Origin of the sequence: Vreelandella gomseomensis (genome assembly GCF_031451645.1) — a bacterium.
Lineage (GTDB): Bacteria > Pseudomonadota > Gammaproteobacteria > Pseudomonadales > Halomonadaceae > Vreelandella > Vreelandella gomseomensis.
This window is the reverse complement of record NZ_JARWAI010000002.1, coordinates 400,409-417,293: the sequence shown is the minus strand read 5'-3', so window position 1 is coordinate 417,293 and position 16,885 is coordinate 400,409. Positions and strand designations below refer to the sequence as shown.

Here is a 16,885-nt window from a genome sequence, read left to right as displayed (position 1 = left end):
GAACTCAAAAGCGGTTACCTGATCCTGGCGAAGATGAACGATGCGACAGCCACCTCTGCGGTAGAAGGCTTCAGCGCGGCGCTGAATCGCAGCAACACGTGCCTCGCTGGCGCGGATTGACCAATTTAACGAGGCCGTTAACGCCTACGTCCATGTGGACGCCGAAGGCGCAGAGCAGGCTGCGAAGGCCTCGGCCCGGCGCTGGGGCCAGGGCAAACCACTTAGCCCCATTGATGGCATTCCGGTATCGATGAAGGATTTGACCGAGGTGGCCGGTATGCCCTGCCGCACGGGTTCTTTGACCAGCGCCGACGGGCTCTGCGATACCGATGCGCCCCCGGCGCGCATGCTGCGTGAGGCCGGGGCGATTTTTCTCGGCAAGACCAATACGCCTGAATTTGACTGGAAAGCCGTTACCGCTAACCGTGTATTTGGCGCCACCAATACCCCTTGGGACACGCACCTCACCCCGGTGGGCCATCAGGCGGTGCCGCCGCGCTTTCCCACCGTGCCCAATCCTCATAGTTCGCATGAACAGGCGCAGTACTCACCGACGTTGTGCGTTATAGCGCACGGTGATAGGCTGATTTGTACGTTATAATGCTCGGCCTCATTGACGCGGCTGAGCGTTTTCCCAGACGCCAGCCGCGAACGAGTCACTGCCATGCCGACGCCTTCTTCCGATATCCCATGTCTCAAGCGCGATATCTCGCTCTCCAACGTGACGGCGGGCATTGTCGCGGTGCTCATTGGCTACACAAGTTCAGCGGCGATCATCTTTCAGGCGGCCTCCGCCGCCGGCGCCTCCAGCGCCCAGACCAGTTCCTGGCTGTGGGCGCTGGGCATTGGCGTCGGGCTGACGTCGCTGGGGCTATCGTGGCGTTACCGCATGCCGCTGGTGACCGCCTGGTCGACGCCCGGGGCAGCGTTTCTGGCGACCAACCTGCCAGGCGTGCCGCTGGGGGAGGCGATTGGGGCCTTCATCGTCTCGGCGGGGTTGATCACTCTGTGTGGTCTCACCGGTGTGTTCGAACGGCTGATGCGGCATATCCCGAGCAGCCTGGCCTCGGCCATGCTGGCGGGCATCCTGCTCAATTTCGGCCTGGAGATTTTTACCCGGCTCGAGCAGCACTGGCTCATGCCCCTGGCGCTGCTGGCCGCGTGGGGCATCGGGCGGCGCTTCTGGCCGACGCTTGCCGTACCCGGCGTGGTGTTGACCGGCATTATCTGGGCCATGTTGCAGGGTCAACTGGCGATTGAGGGCCTGCCGCTGGCGCCTACCCTGCCAGTACTCATGGCGCCTGAGTTTTCTCTGGCGACGCTGATCAGCGTGGCAATTCCGCTGTTCATCATCACCATGGCCACCCAGAACGTTCCGGGCATGGCCGTGCTGAACGCTGCCGGCTATACGCCAAACAGCTCGCCGCTATTGGTAGCGACCGGCGGCGCCACCCTGGTGCTGGCACCTTTTGGCGGTTACGCGCTCAACATGGCCGCCATCAGCGCCGCCGTGTGTACCGGCCCGGATGCCCACCCGGATCCCAGGCGCCGCTACCCGGCCGGTATCGTCGCCGGGCTGTTGTATCTGCTGCTGGGGGTCTTTGCAGCCACCGTCACGGCGCTGTTTGCCGCACTGCCCGGGGCCATGGTGGCGGTCGTGGCGGGCATCGCCCTACTGGGCACGTTGAGCAACGGGCTAGCCGATGCGTTCTCGAAGCCCGACGAACGCGACGCCGCGCTGGTGACGTTTCTGCTCGCCGGCTCGGGCATTACTCTGCTGGGCATCGGCGGCGCCTTCTGGGGGCTGATCGCCGGGATGGTCACCCGCCACCTCATCGCCAGGCGACGCTGATGTGTCTGACACCCGGTATTGGCGGAAAGGCGTGACTACATGGCCGAAAGGCGATCATCATCCATCACGCCAGACATGCGCACCATTGCCAGGGCTTCATCCAGGCTATCCACCGCTTCCACCTTCATCAGCTCGTGCTCCAGGCTCACCGGCTGGCCCGCCTGCTCGGAAAGCAGCTTTTCCAGCGCGGCGATGTCGCGATTGCCGTCCAGCGGCTGCGTGTCGATATCGCCGCTTGTCCGGCTGGGTAGATAGATGGTGCCGTTGGAAAAGTCGACGGCATAGGCAATCACCCCCGGGACGATAAAGAACAGCAGCCCAACGCCATTAGCGACCGCGACGACAGGGTCGATATCTCCGCTCAACTGGCCCTTGCGTTCCGGATGAAAAAGGGTGCCGCAGCCGCTAATGGCGATAACCGACGCGCCGATGACGGCCCCTTTCAACCACCGTGTCACTGTCCGTTGCATGCAGGGTCTCCCCGTTATTAATCAATGTTATGTAGGGTAAAACGCGTTGAGTTTAGCACACCCCAAGGCCACGTCAGCGTCCTTGGGGGCGGCGCGATTTTGCCGCCCTACCCGCTTGGCCTTACAATGCCCCGACGAACGATAACGGGTCCGCCCCTTCAACAAGGAATGCTCTCGCCCATGCGCGCCAGCCAACTACTCATTGCCACCTTGAAAGAAACCCCGGCCGATGCCGAGGTGATCAGCCACCAACTCATGCTGCGCGCGGGCATGATCCGCCGCCTTACCTCGGGTCTGTACACCTGGTTGCCGATGGGGCTGCGCACGCTGCGCAAGGCGGAAGCCATCGTGCGCGAGGAAATGGATCGCGCCGGTGCCCTGGAAGTGCTGATGCCCGCCGTTCAGCCGGCCGAGCTGTGGCAGGAATCCGGCCGCTGGGAACAGTACGGTCCTGAGCTGTTGCGCCTGAAAGACCGCCACGAACGCGACTATTGCGTTGGCCCCACCCATGAAGAGGTGATTACCGACCTGGTGCGCAAGGAAATTGCCAGCTACAAGCAGCTGCCGGTCAACTTCTACCAGATTCAGACCAAGTTCCGCGACGAGATCCGCCCGCGCTTCGGGGTGATGCGCTCGCGGGAGTTCATCATGAAGGATGCCTATTCGTTTCACCTGGACGAGGCGTCACTGAAAGACACTTATCAGGCGATGTACGATGCCTACATTCGGATTTTCACTCGCCTGGGCCTCGACTTTCGGCCGGTGATTGCCGACAACGGCTCGATTGGCGGCACAGGGTCGCATGAATTCCACGTGCTGGCGGATTCAGGCGAAGACGACATCGTCTTCTCCAACGCCTCGGACTACGCGGCCAACATCGAGAAAGCCGAAGCCCTGCCGGCGCCGCTGGGCAGCGATGCCACCCGGGCCGCCCCTCAGGAAGACATGCGCCTGGTCGACACCCCCGATGCCAAGACCATCGCCGCGCTGGTCAAGCAGTTCGGCCTGGCTATCGAGAAGACCGTCAAGACGCTGATCGTCAAGGGCACGGAGGATGACCTGGTCGCCCTGCTGGTGCGCGGCGACCACGAGCTCAACGAAGTCAAGGCGGAGAACCTGCCCCAGGTGGCAAGCCCGCTGACCATGGCCAGCGAAGAGGAAATTCGCGCGGCGATTGGCGCCGGCCCCGGGTCGTTGGGCCCGGTGGGCCTCAAACTGCCCGTCATCATCGACCGCAGTGTCGCCCTGATGAGCGACTTCGGCGCCGGTGCCAACATCGAAGACAAGCACTACTTCGGCATCAACTGGGAACGCGACACGCCGCTGCCCACCGTGGCCGATTTGCGTAACGTGGTCGAGGGCGACCCGTCTCCCGACGGCAACGGCACGCTTTCGATCAAACGCGGCATTGAGGTCGGCCACGTCTTCCAACTCGGCAAGAAATACTCCGAGGCCATGAACGCCAGCGTGCTCGGCGACAACGGCAAGACCAGCCACCCCTGGATGGGCTGCTACGGCATTGGCGTTACTCGCGTGGTGGCCGCTGCCATCGAGCAGAACCACGACGCCGCCGGGATTATCTGGCCCAATGCCCTGGCGCCTTTCCACGTTGCCCTGGTGCCGATGAACGCGCACAAGTCTCAGCGCGTGCGCGAAGAGTCCGAGCGGCTTTATCAAGCGTTGAGCGCGGCGGGCCTGGATGTGCTGCTCGATGATCGCGACACCCGTCCCGGCGTCAAGTTTGCCGACCTGGAACTGATGGGCGTGCCGCACCGCCTGGTGATCGGCGACCGCAGCCTGGACAACGGCGAGCTGGAATACAAGGGCCGCCGGGACAGCGACGCGACGATGGTGCCGGCCGAGCAGATCGTCAACTTCCTGCGCGAAAAAGCCGGTCTTGCGCCCACCGCACCATAACCCCCGCCCAGGCCGCGCCATGGCCTTGGCGCGGCCACTGTTGGCGATCTGCCTGACCCTCGGCTGGCCCATCATCGTCCCGGCCACGCAGGCAGATTCCCTGCCTGCATCGCTGCGCCCGACCCTGGCCGACACCGATCAGCAACAGACGCCCCAGCAGCAGTGGCTGATGCGCCAATGGCGCAAGCGCATGGACGTGCCGTTGGCGGAGTTCATGGCGATGCCAACGAAACGCCGCGAGTTGTTGACTCACGTCTACCAGGAAGCACGCCTGGCCGGGCTACCGCCCGCCCTGGTGCTGGCCCTGATCCAGGTGGAAAGCGCCTTCGATGCCGATGCGGTGTCGTCGGCCGGGGCCGTTGGGCTCATGCAGATCATGCCGTTCTGGGTCGAGGAGCTTGGCTTGCCGATGGATGACCTGCGCCGCCCGACGCGCAACCTGCGCTATGGGTGTACCATCCTTGCCCACTATCTGGCCGTGGAAAACGGTGATTTCACCCGCGCCCTGGCGCGCTACAACGGTAGCCTGGGCGAGACCTGGTACCCCGAGCGGGTGCTGCATGCCTGGCGGGATCACTGGCAGTAAGCAAGCCACAAACACCGCGACGGAGTGACCCAATCGTTAAGGCCAGAAGCATGACTTTGCGGGCGTAATCTCGCATGATAGTGACGACTCATCTGACGCGGCTGATAAGGAAAACGTATGGCGTATTTAAAAGGGGTGTACCGAACGCTTGCAGGCATCGCCATGCTTATGGCGCTGTTCAGCGTCAGCCCGCCTGGTCTGGCGGACGACGCGCGAATCAGCGTCACCGACGCCGACGGCCAACCGCTGGCCAACGCCGTGGTCGAAGTCTATTTTCCCCATGACGCATCGGCGGATACCGGCGTGGAACAGATTGCCCAGCGTGACGCCGCATTTCACCCTGAGGTGCTGGCGATACCGGTCATGAGCCAGGTGGCATTTCCCAACGAAGACATCACTCGCCATCACGTCTACTCGTTTTCACCGGCCAAGACGTTCAACCTCAACCTCTACCTGCAGGAAACTCCTCCCCCCGTCCGCTTCGACAAGCCGGGCGTGGTAGTGCTCGGGTGTAACATTCACGACCACATGCAGGCCTTTGTCGTGGTCAGCGAGGCGCCCTTCCATACCCTGACCGACAGCACAGGCCAGGTGACCCTGCCAACACTGCCGCCGGGTGAGCACCGCGTACGGGTCTGGCACCAGCGGCTCGACGACAGCCAGCAGCGCTGGTGGGAGGGCCACATCACACCGGCCGACCACCTGACGGTACCTCTGGAGCTGAATGCCACGCCCCAGCCGCGCCCGCAACCTTCGCCTCTGCAGCAACGTTTCAACGAGGCCGCCTAGTGCACGGTCTCACTATAAGGATCGGATAACCCTCCATGCGCTTTCGTACCCGCCTGATGCTCGTGTTGTTGACCGTGGTCGTGGTGTCGCAACTGGCCACCGGCCTGGCGTTTCTGCATGCCACCCAGCAGGATGCGTTCGCCAAAGGCAACCAGCGCCTGGAGGTAGGCGCCCGCATTCTCAACCAGGTGCTCGAAAGTCGTGGCGAGCAGCTACGCGATAACGTGACGATCCTGGCGGATGATTTCGGCTTCAAGAGTGCCGTGTCGTCCCAGGACAACGACACGCTCCGCTCCGTCCTGGCCAACCACGGGGATCGAGCCGATGCCGACATGGTGCTGCTCAGCGACCTGGACGGCGAGCTGCTGGCCAGCAGCCACCATCCAGCACAAACGCCGATGCCTTTTCCCGCGCTGTTTGACACCGCACGCCAGCAGGGCTCGGCGGTGGATGTCGTCATCGCCGACGGCCAGCCCTACGAATTTGTTCTGCTGCCAGTCTATGCGCCCAACGTGATCGGCTGGGTGGGCATGGGCTTTCTGATCGACGATGCCGTGGTGGAAGAAATCAACGCCCTTACCGGGCTGGACATCAGCGTGGTCAATTACGCCACGCCCCAGACGCTGACGTTTATCGCCAGCACCCATCCCCAGGCCGAAACCGAGACGCTTGCCCGGCTGGGCAGCGCCGCCATGGACGGCGCTTACTCGCTCACAAGCCAAATGAGCCCGGACGATCGCTACCTGACCTATGCAAGCGTCCTCTATAGCGACGGCGAGAATCAGACCTTTGCGCTGATTCAGCTGTCGCGCAACGAGCTGCTGGCCGCCTACGACGACCTGCAGTGGCAACTCCTGGCCATCGTCGCGCTCATTTTAGTGTTTGCGCTGGCCGTTGCCGCCTGGAGCGCCCGCAGCATCAGCCGTCCGCTGGTGGCGCTGGCCGACGCCGCCCGGCGCATCGGCCAGGGCGAACGCGTCACGCTGCCCGAGGAATCGCCGCGCAGCGAGGCGGGCCTGCTCGCCGGGACGTTAAGCTCGATGCAGGAAGATATTGCCCAGCGCGAAGCAACGCTGCGCCACCAGTCGCGCCACGACCTGCTGACCGACCTGCCCAACCGGATGAGCGCGCTGGAGGATATCAACCAGCGTATCCAGGCAGCGCAACCCTTTACCCTGCTGCGCCTGGCCATCAAGGATTTCCGCACTATCAACGACACCTTCGGCTATGAGCTGGGTGATCATGTTCTGGTGACCCTGGCGCAGCGCCTACGGGCCCAGCCCGCGCCCGTTCAGTCGGCCTACCGCCTGGCAAGCGATGAATTCCTGCTGCTGATGGACGTGCCTTACGCCTCGCCGGACTGGCATCGCCGTCTGCGCGACGACCTTTCCACGCCCATCGAGCTGGATAAATCGCTGATCAGCCTGACGCTGGCCATGGGCGAAGTGAGTTACCCCGCCCACGGTCAGAGCGCCCAGCTACTGCTGCGCCGCGCCGACATTGCCCTGGACCTGGCGCGCCACCACCCCCATGCCCACCAACGCTACATCGAAGGTCAGGACGAACGCCACCTGCGCCAGCTGACCTTGATACGCGATCTGCGCGATGCCGTCAGCAATAACGAATTATGGATGGCCTATCAGCCAAAGGTGACCACGCAAACCGGCCAGGTATGTCAGTTTGAAGCGCTGATGCGCTGGAGGCACCCCTCGCTTGGTTTCGTGCCGCCGGACGAGTTTATCGGGCTGGCCGAACGCTCCGGCAATATTCGCCAGCTCAGCCAATGGATGCTCGAGCACGTCGCCGCCCAGCTCTATCAGTGGCAAGAAGAGGGTTATCGCGTCAGCGTGGCCGTCAACCTGTCGGCCAGCGACGTCAGCGACTCAAGGCTTGCCCGGCAACTGGCCGACCTGCTGGAGCGTTACCAGCTCGCCGCCGATCAATTCAGCCTGGAAGTCACCGAAAGCGCGGTCATGCAGGACATCGACGCTGCGGCGCGAACGCTTGAGGAACTCAGTCAGCTCGGCGTGTCGATCGCGATCGACGACTACGGCACCGGCTATTCGTCGCTCGCCCAGCTCAAACGCCTGCCGGTCAACGAGCTCAAGATCGACAAGTCCTTTGTACTCAAGCTGGATACCCAGGACGATGACCTGACGATCGTGCGCTCCACCATCGAGATGGGTCACAGCCTGGGCTTGCGCATCGTTGCCGAAGGGGTCGAAAACGCCGCCAGCGCCGCCCTGCTCAATCGCCTGGGGTGCGATTACCTGCAGGGCTACTGGATTGCCAAACCCATGCCCAGCGACGAAGTCGCCCCCTGGCTGAACAGCGTCGAGCCGTTCATCTTTACCCATTAAGCCGTTTTACCCACTCGCCCTGCGACGACCGTGAGGACACCAGCATGCGTATCTCATCTCCACCCACGCTGACCAGACGCATCGCGACGCTGGCCGTCGTATCGGCATTGTTGTTCAGCGGCAGTGCGCTTGCCGGCAGCCGGATTCTGGGCACCGGGGGCGTCAGCGCCATCGAGGGAGCCGCAGGCGGTGGCCTTTCGCCCTGGGCAGTGCTCACCAGCACCGCCAGCGAGCAGGAAGTGGGCGCCACCGCCTCGCTATCCCGCGCCTGGCTGGATGGTTACCGCTTGACGGTGAAAGCGGCCAGCGCCAACCTTTATGACCGCGTCGAGATGTCGGTGGCACGCCAGACCCTAGACCTCGACACCCTGGGCGGCGAGCTTGCGCAAACGATCGTCGGCGGAAAGGTGCGCTTGTTCGGCGATGTGCTGTACCACCCCTGGGGCATCTGGAGCGTGGGTGTCCAGCACAAGTCCGTGGCCGACGACACAATCCCCAAGGCGCTGGGCGCAAAGGACGGCCAAGGCAACGATGTCTACCTGAGCGCCAGCAAGCTTTGGTTTGGCGCCGTCGCCGGGCGCAACCTGCTGCTTAACGCCACATTGCGTAACACCGACGCCAACCAGGGCGGGCTGCTGGGGTTTGGCGGCGACAACGGTGGTCGTCAGTGGGTCGCGGAAGGCAGCCTCGGCGTGTTCCTGACGCCGCAATGGGTCGTGGGCATGGAGTACCGCCAAAAGCCCGACCTGCTCGGTGCTGCCGAAGAAGACGATTGGCAAAGCCTTTACAGCGCCTATTTCTTCAACAAGCACGTCTCGCTTACCGCCGCCTGGCTGTCACTTGGCGATATCGCCGGGCTTGCCTCGCAGAAAGGCGCCTATGCCTCGCTTCAAGTAGCCTTTTGACCCGCCAAGGAGATTCCACCATGCGCTTTCGCCGCTACGCCATCCCGCTGCTGGCCCTCTGGCTGACGGGCTGTGCGGCCCAGGAGACGACCCAGCCATCGCTTTACACGCGACTCGGCGGCATGCCGACCCTCGAAAACGTGGTCGAGAACATGCTCTACCGCGTAGCGGACGACCCTGAGGTCGTGGTGTTCTTTGCCAACACCAACATCGACCACTTCGCCGAGGCCTTCGCCACCCAGCTCTGCGATATCAGCGACGGCCCCTGTCAGTATGACGGGCCGCCCATGGATCGTGCCCACCAGCACATGGGCATCAACGATGCGCATTTCAATCGGGTGGTCGAGTACCTGGCCGACGCCCTTGAGGATGAAGGCGTGCCGCTGGCGGAACAAAACGAACTGCTCGGCCGCCTGGCCCCGCTACATGCCGACATCATGCGACGTCAATGATTCGCCAGTTATCCCGGCCCGAGGTTTTCACCTGGTAGAGCGCCTTATCCGCCGCTGCATAAGCGCTGGCAAACCCGGATTCCGAGGCCACGAAACAGGTGGCCCCAATACTCAGCGTGACCTGTTTTTTATCCGGATGAGCGACATGGGTAAACTCTGATTGCTGTACTTGCCGGTGCAACTTTTGGCAATAGGCTTCAAGCGTCGCCGCGTCTTCGCAAGGCAGCAGCGCTGCAAACTCATCGCCGCCCAGGCGGTACAGGGTGGCCTCATCGGTCAAGGCATTGGCGATCAGCTGCGCCAGCTGGCGCAACAGGGTGTCGCCGGCCGGATGCCCCATGGCATCGTTATACTGTTTGAAAAAATCGATATCGACCAGCACCAGCCCAAGCGACTGCGACTGTTGCTGCATGACATCCTGATGCAGTGCGCTACGATTGCCGATGCCGGTCAACGGGTCCTGCATGGCGCGCTCCATCCAGGTGAGCGTTTCCTGGGTGGCTTTCTCGGCACGGCGCAGCTGGCGTTCATGCAGCCACCAGAACAATAGGCCGACAAAGAAGATCAGCACGCTGGAATAAATCAGCACCTGATGATGCCACCCGGTTCTATCGGCAAACTCGGTGATGACTTCCCCGCGCTGGTCGAGCTGCCCCATCTCGATTTCCGTCAGGCAGTTGATGGGGTTGAACAGCTCCCGGGCAAGCACGACCGGTAACGCGCTATCCGCCTCGAGGGCTGCCAGTGTTTCATCGAGTACGCCCAAGCTGGCAGCGGTGCATGCATAACGCTGATGATAGATATCCACATCGAACAGTCCGTAAGCCAGCTCAATGTCGGTGATCGCTTGCGCACGGGCCTCTGGCCCTGGCACGTCCAACAGGCGCTCCTGTGCATTCTGCAAGTAATGACGCGAGCGCGTGGCCAGCTGCTGGCCGGTCAAATTTCCCGACTGGCTGAAATACGCTTGAATATCGGGAAACACCCAGCGGGCTTCGAAAATGATCAGGGTCATCAACGCCATGAAGCTCAGCAGGCTAAGGGACAGCCATGTCACGTGGCGGCCGGGCCGGTGGAGCGGCTGACGCCGTTCACGACGCTTTGCTGAGAAAAAGGAGGGCCTCATGGGCTACCTACGGCTTCGATACTGCGAATCATCCAGATCCAGTTGTTGAATTCGCGCAGGTTATTGACGTCCCGGTTCGCATAATCACGCTCCACCAGGCGCACCGGCCCCCTTGAACGCAGGGTCAAAGGCTGGTCGTTTTCGATGGTGACCAGATACCAGCTGGCGTCTTCCCAACCATCCAGCGTCACCCGGTAACCATCCCACGCCGTAAAGCGCAGCATGGCGGGAACGCGGCCAAAGTGACGGGTGAGAAAGTCCTTGAAAGGCATCCCCCGCATGGTCACGCTTTCACCCTGGTAAGGATCGAACAGCTCAAATTGATGGTTGGACTGCTGACGCAGCTGCTCAATACTGATGGCCTCGACGTCATCGCCATCGATCAGGCGTAACGTCTCTGCCATGCTTGCAGTCGGTATCAGCAACACGCAGAAGCCCATCCCCAATACCCAGGAACGCCATGGGCACGAACGCATGCAACGCCTGAGAACGGTAGCCGCCATAGAGCAAACATCTCAAAAATTAACGATAGAGCAACTTTACCATTCTCAATGTTACTTTTCCTTTCAACGGCTACTAACTCAATGCCAACGAGCCCCCCTAACGTCGGACAAGGAAGGTCAATCCGAATCGGTCTCCCGGGGATGACGCTTGGCGTTCTCCTGGGTTTCGAGCCCGCTTTTAAGCTCATGGGTCAAGGGATCGTAATTGGGTCTCAACTCATCCTTGACCGTCCCGCTCCATAGCCGTGCCCCCACAAAGTAGCCTGCTCGGCCAATCACATGGGCTGCCACCGGCGCGGTTATCATGATGAACAGAATCACCCCGAAGGCCCGCGCGACCACCGCCACCTCGCCGAAATGCAGGGCCACCGCGAGCATGATCAGGGTAGCGCCCAGGGTTGCCGCCTTGGTAGTGGCATGCATGCGCGTCAGCAGATCGGGCATGCGCACCAGCCCCAGAGCGGCGAGGAACATGAAAACAGCACCGACCAGGATCAGCGTGCCCTTGAGCAGTTCAATCATCGCGGGGTCCTCCGCGTTCCAGGAAACGCGCGAAGCCAATGGCCGCCATGAAAGCCATCAGCGCCATGACGATCGCCACGTCCAGCAGGCTGGGCACGTCGGTGGCAATCGCCACCAGGCCGATGGTGCCGACCAGGATCGACGAGAAGAGCTCCAGGGCCACCACCCGGTCGGGCAGGCTGGGGCCCTTGAACAGGCGCACGAAGGCCAAGCACAGGGCCAGACACATGAGCGCCAGGCTCAGCAGAATGACGGTCGACACGGCTTCCCTCCTCTCAATGGCACTCTCAATGACATTCTCAATGGAACAGCTCCAGAGCGCGGCGCTCAAGCTCGGCTAGGCTCCGGCGCAGCTCGTCCTCGTCGTCGAGGAACATGGCATGGATGTAAAGCACCCGGCGGTCGTCGGAGACGTCCAGCGTCAGCGTGCCCGGCGTCAACGAGATGAGATTGGCGACAAACGCAATCTCGAACTCGTTGCTCGCCTTGAGCGGCATGGCGATCACCCCGGGCTTCATGTACCAGGGCGGCGTGATGATATCGAAGGCCACCTTGAGGTTGGCCAGCACCAGCTCCTTGAGGAAAAAGCCGATGAACATGATCAACCGCGGCAGGCGCTGGGCGTGGCCGGCAAGCGCCGGCACCTGGGACTGGATCAACGCCAGCACCACGTAGCCGAACACCAGGCCGGCAAGCAGATTGCGTCCGCTGAAGTCGCCGGTGAGCACCACCCAGGCAAACCCTAGCAGCAGGTTCCAGGCGGCACCGATCATGGCATCACCTCCTCACTTTCGCCCAGCACCGCCTCGATGTAGCGAGACGGGTCAAGCAGCTGGTTGGCCGAGGCCTCGGCCAGGGCATAGATGGGCTCGGCATTCAGGCCGATGAACAGGGTACACAGCGCAAGCCCCACCACCGGCGCGGTCATCAGCCACATCTCGCGATGGCCCACCGCCGGGTAGGGATCGATGTCGCCTTCCTCCGGAGGCGCCTTCCAGAACACCTCGTTCCAGATCTTGACCATCGAATAGAGCGTCAGCAGGCCGACCAGCAGCGCAATGAAGGTCACGCCCCAGGCTTCAGCCTCAACGCCCGCACGGATCACGATGAACTTGGCGAAAAAACCGGACAACGGCGGCATGCCCGCCAGCGACAGGGCCGGGATCAGGAACAGCACGGCCAGCCAGGGATGGCTGCGATACAGCCCGCCCAGCTGCTTGAGCTGGTAAGTTCCCCGCAGACGCCGCACGATGCCACTGACCAGGAAGAGATTCGTCTTCACAATGATGTGGTGCATGATATAGAAGACCCCGCCGATGATCGCCAGCGGCGTGAACAGCGCAAGGCCCAGGATCATGTAGCCAATCTGGCTGACGATGTGGAACGACAGGATGCGGCGGAACTCGTACTGGGCCGCCGCGCCCAGTACCCCGGAGAGCATGGTCAGCCCCGCCCCCCAGAGCAGGATCTCGTGGGTATAGCCGGGGCTCTGGTTGAAGATCAGCGTGAACACCCGATACAGCGCGTAGACTCCCACCTTGGTGAGCAGCCCGGCGAACAACGCCGACACCGCCACCGGCGGCGTGTGGTAGGACGCCGGCAGCCAGAAGAACAGCGGGAAGGCCGCCGCCTTGATGCCGAAGGCGACCATGAACATCATCGCCAGCACATCGACCATGCCGGTGTCTTCCAGGGTAGCGATGCGCCGGGCGATGTCGGCCATATTGAGGGTGCCGACCATGCCGTAGAGCAGGCCCACGGCCACCAGGAAGATCACCGAGGATACCAGGTTCAAGGTCACGTACTTGATCGCGCCCTCCATCTGCGCCTTCTCGCTGCCGAGGATCAGCAGCGCGAAGGACGCCACCAGCATTACCTCGAACCAAACGTAGAGGTTGAAGATGTCGCCGGTGAGGAAGGCGCCGGCCACCCCGGCCAGCAGCAGATGCATCAGCGGGAAATAGCCAAACTTCTCGTGGCCGCGACCGGTGGCCGCCAGAGAGTAAAGCGCCACGGCAAAACCGATGATACCGGTGAGCACCACCATGATGGCGCCCAGCAGGTCGGCCACCAGGCTGATACCGAAGGGCGCCTGCCAGTTGCCCATGTGCATCACCAGGATACCCTCGCGATTCACCGTGGCGAGCAACCAGATGGCGGTGATCAGCAGGCCAGCGGTACCGGCCACGGCGACGAAACGTTGCATGCCCCGGGAGCGCCAGAATACCAGCGACACGGCACCGGCGAGCAGCGGGATCAGGATGGGCAGCGCGATCTGCGGCATCACGTGTCGGTATCCTTCATCTTGTCGAGGTCATCGGCGCGCACGATCTCCCAGGCACGCCGCACCAGTACCACCGCGAAAGACAGTACGCCGAAGGCAATGACGATGGCGGTGAGCACCAGGGCCTGGGGCAGCGGATCGGCGACCGCGCCCTCGGGGGCACTCATGCCCGGCGGCACCAGCGGCGGCGCCCCCCGGGTCAACCCGGCGGTAACGAAGATCAGCAGGTTGGCGGCGTTGGAAAGCAGCATCAGGCCGATCACCAGCTTGACGATAGAGCGGCGCAACATCATGTAAATGGCGGTGGCGAACAGGATGCCGATAGACACGGCCATCAAGGGTTCCATGTAGCCTCCTCGGAGTCAGATTGGTCTTCCTGGTCGGTCTTGATCAGGGCGCTGATCGCGGTGAGCACCGAGCCCAGCACCACCAGATAGACCCCAATGTCGAAGATCAGCGGCGTCGAGGCCTTGAAGTCGATGATCGGAATGGTCCACCACTGGGCGGTAAAGAAAGGATCGCCGACCCACCAGGCAGGCAACGTCGAGAGCACCCCCAGCAGCAGCCCCATGCCGACCAGGTCGCGCGGCGAGACCTTGAGGATGGCGTGCATGGCCCGTCGCCCGAAGGCGAAGAGATAAAGCGCGAAGGCCCCCGCCGCCACCAGGCCGGCGATGAAGCCGCCACCTGGCTCGTCGTGACCGCGCAGTAACAGAAACACCGAGAACAGCAACTGCAGCGGCATCAGCAGACGCGCGGCGACCGTGAGGATCAGCGTACCCGGTTTAATCATCGTATCTCTCCGGCGGAGGCGTAGGCTTGGCGTCGTACTTTTCGGCGTGGAAGCGCATCATGGCATAGACACCGATGGCCGCCAGGGCCAGCACGAACATTTCCCCCAGGGTGTCCAGCGCCCGGAAGTCGACCAGGATGACGTTGACGATGTTGTGACCATGGCCCAGCGGCTGGCTGTTCTCGACCATGTAGTCGGAGATTCTGGGCAGCCGCTCGCCACCCAGTACCGAGAGCATCAGCAGCGTGACCATGGTGCCCATCAGGCCGGCGACCACCAGATCGCGCAGACGCTCCGTCGTAGTGGACAGGGTGGCGAAGCGCGGCAGGCGAAACAGCACCAGCACCAGCAGGATCACCGTCAGAGTCTCCACCAGCAGTTGCGTGATGGCCAGATCCGGCGCGCTGAACAGCACGAAGGTCAGCGCGATGGAGAAGCCCATGATGCCCACCGCGGCGACCGCGGCCAGCCGCGAGCGCATGACACAGGCAGTCACCGCACCGGCCACCATCAGCCCTGCGGTGACCACCTCATGGAAATAGGCGTCCACCGAGAAAGAAAAGCTCGGCGAGTGCCGGAAGAACAGCGCATGGCCCACCAGGCCCAGCAGTACCAGCAGGGTCATCACCAGGTAGTTGCGGATGTAGCCGCTCTGCAGCACCCGCGTCTGCCCTTCGGCAACCGTCACCAAGCCGCGCATCATCGCCTCATAGCCGGCCTCGGGGCCTCGGGCCATGAGCGGTTCCAACCGTGCCAGGGCGGCACGCACCCGATCCCAGTGGCGGAATACCAGAATACCCAGGACAAGGCTCACCAGCGACAGCATCAGCGGCAGGTTGACCCCATACCACAGCGTCAGGTGCGCCGCCACTTCAGCGGTGCCGATCCCCGAGGCGGTGGCCGATACCAGGCCCTCCAGCAGCCCCGGCGCCAGGCCGAAGACCAGCGACAGCCCGGCCAGCAGTGCCGGCCCGAGAAGCATGTCCCGGTGTGGATCGTGGGGCGCGTTGGGCGTCTCGCGACGTTTCCCGGCGAAGGGGCGCAGCACCACGACGGCTGCCACCGCCAGCGTCAGGAAGGCCGCCGTGAAGGCCAGCAGCAGAATCAGCCAACGCCAGGCATCGGCTTCAAGCACCGCCTTGAACATCAACTCCTTGCCCAAGAAGCCCAGCAACGGGGGCAGACCGGCCAGGGATAACCCGGCCACCACGGCGACAACGGCGGTGCGCGGCATCAGCGGGCGCAAGCCGCCCATGGCGGTGACGTCCTTGGTGCCGGTCTCGTGGTCGAGGATGCCGGCGACCATGAACAGCGCGCCTTTATAGAGAGAGTGGGCGAGCAGGAATACCACGAACGCTGTCAATGCCCCTTCGGTGCCGATGCCCAGCAGCATGGTCAGCGTGCCCAGCGCCATGATCGTGGAGTAGGCCAACAGCTTCTTGATATTGGTGTGCTGGATAGCCAGGAAAGCCCCGGTGGCCATGGTCAGCGCGCCCACCAGCGACAGGGTGATGACCCAAAGTTCGGTTCCACCCAGCGAAGGATGCAGGCGCGCCAGCAGGTAGATGCCCGCCTTGACCATGGTCGCCGAGTGCAGGTAGGCGGAGACCGGCGTGGGCGCCGCCATGGCGTTGGGCAACCAGAAGTGAAAAGGAAACTGGGCCGACTTGGTGAAGGCGCCGAGCAATACGCAGACCAGCAGCGGCGCGTAGAGGGCATGCTCGCGCAGCGCTTCTCCCTGAGCGTTGAGCTCGACGAGCGACCAGCTATCGCCAGCAACCCCCAGCATGGCGAAGCCGGCGAGCAGCGCCAACCCACCGCCCGCGGTGACGAAGAGCCCCTGCAACGCCGACTTTCTTGCTTCCGGGTCGGTGTGATTGAAGCCGATCAGCAGGTAAGAGGTGATGCTGGTGAGCTCCCAAAAGACGAACAGCGTCACCAGATTGTCGGCCAGCACGAGGCCCAGCATCGACATCATGAAGGCGGTGATGATCACCAGGAAACGGGCAAGGTCGCGATGGCCGCGCAGGTACTCGCCCGCGTAGACCAGCACCAGGGCGCCGATCACCGTGATCAGCATCGCGAACAGCCACGCCAGCCCGTCGATAAAGAACGTCAGGCTGATATCCAGCCCCGGCACCCAGGCCCACTCCAGCAGCAGCGTCTCGCCGGCCAGTATCTCGGGGGCCAGCCCCAGCAGCCAGACGGCTATCAGGGCGGGGTACGCCGCCATGACGCGTGCCGTCTGCCCACCGAACCAGTGATGCAACAGCGGGGCTACCGCCGCCAGCAAAAATCCCATCAATACGGCAAGTTGCATCCGGCG

At 63.0% G+C, this 16,885-nt stretch carries 18 protein-coding genes; 8 read left to right on the top strand and 10 right to left on the bottom strand.

The genetic code is table 11. From position 1 onward, the window contains the following. Positions 1-85 precede the first annotated feature (85 nt). Together QC815_RS04075 and QC815_RS04070 are read left to right on the top strand one after the other, a co-directional pair. On the top strand, positions 86-601 hold the full coding sequence (locus QC815_RS04075) for an amidase family protein (protein WP_309767080.1): 516 nt from the start codon (positions 86-88) through the stop codon (positions 599-601). Between the two features lie 63 nt (positions 602-664). After that, positions 665-1,852, top strand: a complete 1,188-nt coding sequence (locus QC815_RS04070; protein WP_230446776.1) for a benzoate/H(+) symporter BenE family transporter — start codon at positions 665-667, stop codon at positions 1,850-1,852. Positions 1,853-1,887: 35 nt separating this feature from the next. Here QC815_RS04070 and QC815_RS04065 read toward each other — a convergent pair whose 3' ends face one another. Then, positions 1,888-2,322 (bottom strand): hypothetical protein, encoded by a 435-nt coding sequence (locus QC815_RS04065; RefSeq protein ID WP_230446775.1) that lies wholly within the window; start codon positions 2,320-2,322, stop codon positions 1,888-1,890. Between the two features lie 180 nt (positions 2,323-2,502). Here QC815_RS04065 and QC815_RS04060 point away from each other — a divergent pair, with 180 nt between their 5' ends. The 6 genes from QC815_RS04060 to QC815_RS04035 all read left to right on the top strand — a co-directional run bounded on the left by QC815_RS04060 (position 2,503) and on the right by QC815_RS04035 (position 9,331). Next, on the top strand, positions 2,503-4,239 hold the full coding sequence (locus QC815_RS04060; protein WP_230446774.1) for a proline--tRNA ligase: 1,737 nt from the start codon (positions 2,503-2,505) through the stop codon (positions 4,237-4,239). Between the two features lie 19 nt (positions 4,240-4,258). Continuing rightward, positions 4,259-4,825 carry a transglycosylase SLT domain-containing protein gene (locus tag QC815_RS04055; RefSeq protein WP_230446773.1) on the top strand — a complete coding sequence of 189 codons (567 nt, stop codon included), beginning with the start codon at positions 4,259-4,261 and terminating at the stop codon, positions 4,823-4,825. A gap of 117 nt (positions 4,826-4,942) precedes the next feature. Further along, positions 4,943-5,614 (top strand): cupredoxin domain-containing protein, encoded by a 672-nt coding sequence (locus QC815_RS04050; RefSeq protein ID WP_309767053.1) that lies wholly within the window; start codon positions 4,943-4,945, stop codon positions 5,612-5,614. Positions 5,615-5,649: 35 nt separating this feature from the next. Next, positions 5,650-7,974, top strand: coding sequence for a putative bifunctional diguanylate cyclase/phosphodiesterase (locus QC815_RS04045; RefSeq protein WP_309767051.1), 2,325 nt, complete (start codon positions 5,650-5,652; stop codon positions 7,972-7,974). 44 nt (positions 7,975-8,018) lie between these two features. Continuing rightward, positions 8,019-8,879, top strand: a complete 861-nt coding sequence (locus QC815_RS04040; RefSeq protein ID WP_309767049.1) for a DUF3034 family protein — start codon at positions 8,019-8,021, stop codon at positions 8,877-8,879. 20 nt (positions 8,880-8,899) lie between these two features. Further along, a complete protein-coding gene (locus tag QC815_RS04035) occupies positions 8,900-9,331 on the top strand; it encodes a group I truncated hemoglobin (protein ID WP_230446769.1) in 432 nt (143 codons plus the stop codon). Here QC815_RS04035 and QC815_RS04030 read toward each other — a convergent pair. The 9 genes from QC815_RS04030 to QC815_RS03990 all read right to left on the bottom strand — a co-directional run bounded on the left by QC815_RS04030 (position 9,315) and on the right by QC815_RS03990 (position 16,879). Further along, positions 9,315-10,388 (bottom strand): GGDEF domain-containing protein, encoded by a 1,074-nt coding sequence (locus tag QC815_RS04030; RefSeq protein WP_230446768.1) that lies wholly within the window; start codon positions 10,386-10,388, stop codon positions 9,315-9,317. The two genes, QC815_RS04035 and QC815_RS04030, sit on opposite strands and share 17 nt — an antisense overlap. A gap of 65 nt (positions 10,389-10,453) precedes the next feature. After that, positions 10,454-10,933, bottom strand: coding sequence for a hypothetical protein (locus QC815_RS04025; protein WP_309767047.1), 480 nt, complete (start codon positions 10,931-10,933; stop codon positions 10,454-10,456). Positions 10,934-11,077: 144 nt separating this feature from the next. Further along, a complete protein-coding gene (mnhG, locus tag QC815_RS04020) occupies positions 11,078-11,482 on the bottom strand; it encodes a monovalent cation/H(+) antiporter subunit G (RefSeq protein WP_230446766.1) in 405 nt (134 codons plus the stop codon). Beyond that, positions 11,475-11,744 carry an MrpF/PhaF family protein gene (locus QC815_RS04015; RefSeq protein WP_027335551.1) on the bottom strand — a complete coding sequence of 90 codons (270 nt, stop codon included), beginning with the start codon at positions 11,742-11,744 and terminating at the stop codon, positions 11,475-11,477. The genes mnhG and QC815_RS04015 overlap by 8 nt, the downstream gene beginning before the upstream one ends. Positions 11,745-11,781: 37 nt before the next feature. Beyond that, on the bottom strand, positions 11,782-12,255 hold the full coding sequence (locus tag QC815_RS04010; RefSeq protein ID WP_230446765.1) for a Na+/H+ antiporter subunit E: 474 nt from the start codon (positions 12,253-12,255) through the stop codon (positions 11,782-11,784). After that, entirely contained in the window at positions 12,252-13,769 is a 1,518-nt protein-coding gene (locus tag QC815_RS04005; protein ID WP_230446764.1) for a Na+/H+ antiporter subunit D, read from the bottom strand. The genes QC815_RS04010 and QC815_RS04005 overlap by 4 nt, the downstream gene beginning before the upstream one ends. Next, complete coding sequence (locus tag QC815_RS04000) at positions 13,766-14,113, bottom strand: Na+/H+ antiporter subunit C (RefSeq protein WP_230446763.1); 348 nt, start codon at positions 14,111-14,113, stop codon at positions 13,766-13,768. The genes QC815_RS04005 and QC815_RS04000 overlap by 4 nt, the downstream gene beginning before the upstream one ends. Next, positions 14,101-14,559, bottom strand: a complete 459-nt coding sequence (locus QC815_RS03995; RefSeq protein WP_230446762.1) for a Na+/H+ antiporter subunit B — start codon at positions 14,557-14,559, stop codon at positions 14,101-14,103. The genes QC815_RS04000 and QC815_RS03995 overlap by 13 nt, the downstream gene beginning before the upstream one ends. Beyond that, entirely contained in the window at positions 14,552-16,879 is a 2,328-nt protein-coding gene (locus tag QC815_RS03990) for a putative monovalent cation/H+ antiporter subunit A (RefSeq protein ID WP_230446761.1), read from the bottom strand. Before QC815_RS03990 ends, QC815_RS03995 begins: the two co-directional genes overlap by 8 nt. Positions 16,880-16,885: the final 6 nt, after the last annotated feature.

What these genes read in the sequence shown, in the direction of transcription:
- QC815_RS04055 (WP_230446773.1), top strand. Translation starts at nt 4,259, where the DNA reads ATGGCCTTGGCGCGGCCACTGTTGGCGATCTGCCTGACCCTCGGCTGG.
- mnhG (WP_230446766.1), bottom strand. Translation starts at nt 11,482, where the DNA reads ATGATTGAACTGCTCAAGGGCACGCTGATCCTGGTCGGTGCTGTTTTC.
- QC815_RS04000 (WP_230446763.1), bottom strand. Translation starts at nt 14,113, where the DNA reads ATGGAACCCTTGATGGCCGTGTCTATCGGCATCCTGTTCGCCACCGCC.
- QC815_RS04035 (WP_230446769.1), top strand. Translation starts at nt 8,900, where the DNA reads ATGCGCTTTCGCCGCTACGCCATCCCGCTGCTGGCCCTCTGGCTGACG.
- QC815_RS04070 (WP_230446776.1), top strand. Translation starts at nt 665, where the DNA reads ATGCCGACGCCTTCTTCCGATATCCCATGTCTCAAGCGCGATATCTCG.
- QC815_RS04040 (WP_309767049.1), top strand. Translation starts at nt 8,019, where the DNA reads ATGCGTATCTCATCTCCACCCACGCTGACCAGACGCATCGCGACGCTG.
- QC815_RS04045 (WP_309767051.1), top strand. Translation starts at nt 5,650, where the DNA reads ATGCGCTTTCGTACCCGCCTGATGCTCGTGTTGTTGACCGTGGTCGTG.
- QC815_RS04025 (WP_309767047.1), bottom strand. Translation starts at nt 10,933, where the DNA reads ATGCGTTCGTGCCCATGGCGTTCCTGGGTATTGGGGATGGGCTTCTGC.
- QC815_RS04050 (WP_309767053.1), top strand. Translation starts at nt 4,943, where the DNA reads ATGGCGTATTTAAAAGGGGTGTACCGAACGCTTGCAGGCATCGCCATG.
- QC815_RS04065 (WP_230446775.1), bottom strand. Translation starts at nt 2,322, where the DNA reads ATGCAACGGACAGTGACACGGTGGTTGAAAGGGGCCGTCATCGGCGCG.
- QC815_RS03995 (WP_230446762.1), bottom strand. Translation starts at nt 14,559, where the DNA reads ATGATTAAACCGGGTACGCTGATCCTCACGGTCGCCGCGCGTCTGCTG.
- QC815_RS04010 (WP_230446765.1), bottom strand. Translation starts at nt 12,255, where the DNA reads ATGATCGGTGCCGCCTGGAACCTGCTGCTAGGGTTTGCCTGGGTGGTG.
- QC815_RS03990 (WP_230446761.1), bottom strand. Translation starts at nt 16,879, where the DNA reads ATGCAACTTGCCGTATTGATGGGATTTTTGCTGGCGGCGGTAGCCCCG.
- QC815_RS04060 (WP_230446774.1), top strand. Translation starts at nt 2,503, where the DNA reads ATGCGCGCCAGCCAACTACTCATTGCCACCTTGAAAGAAACCCCGGCC.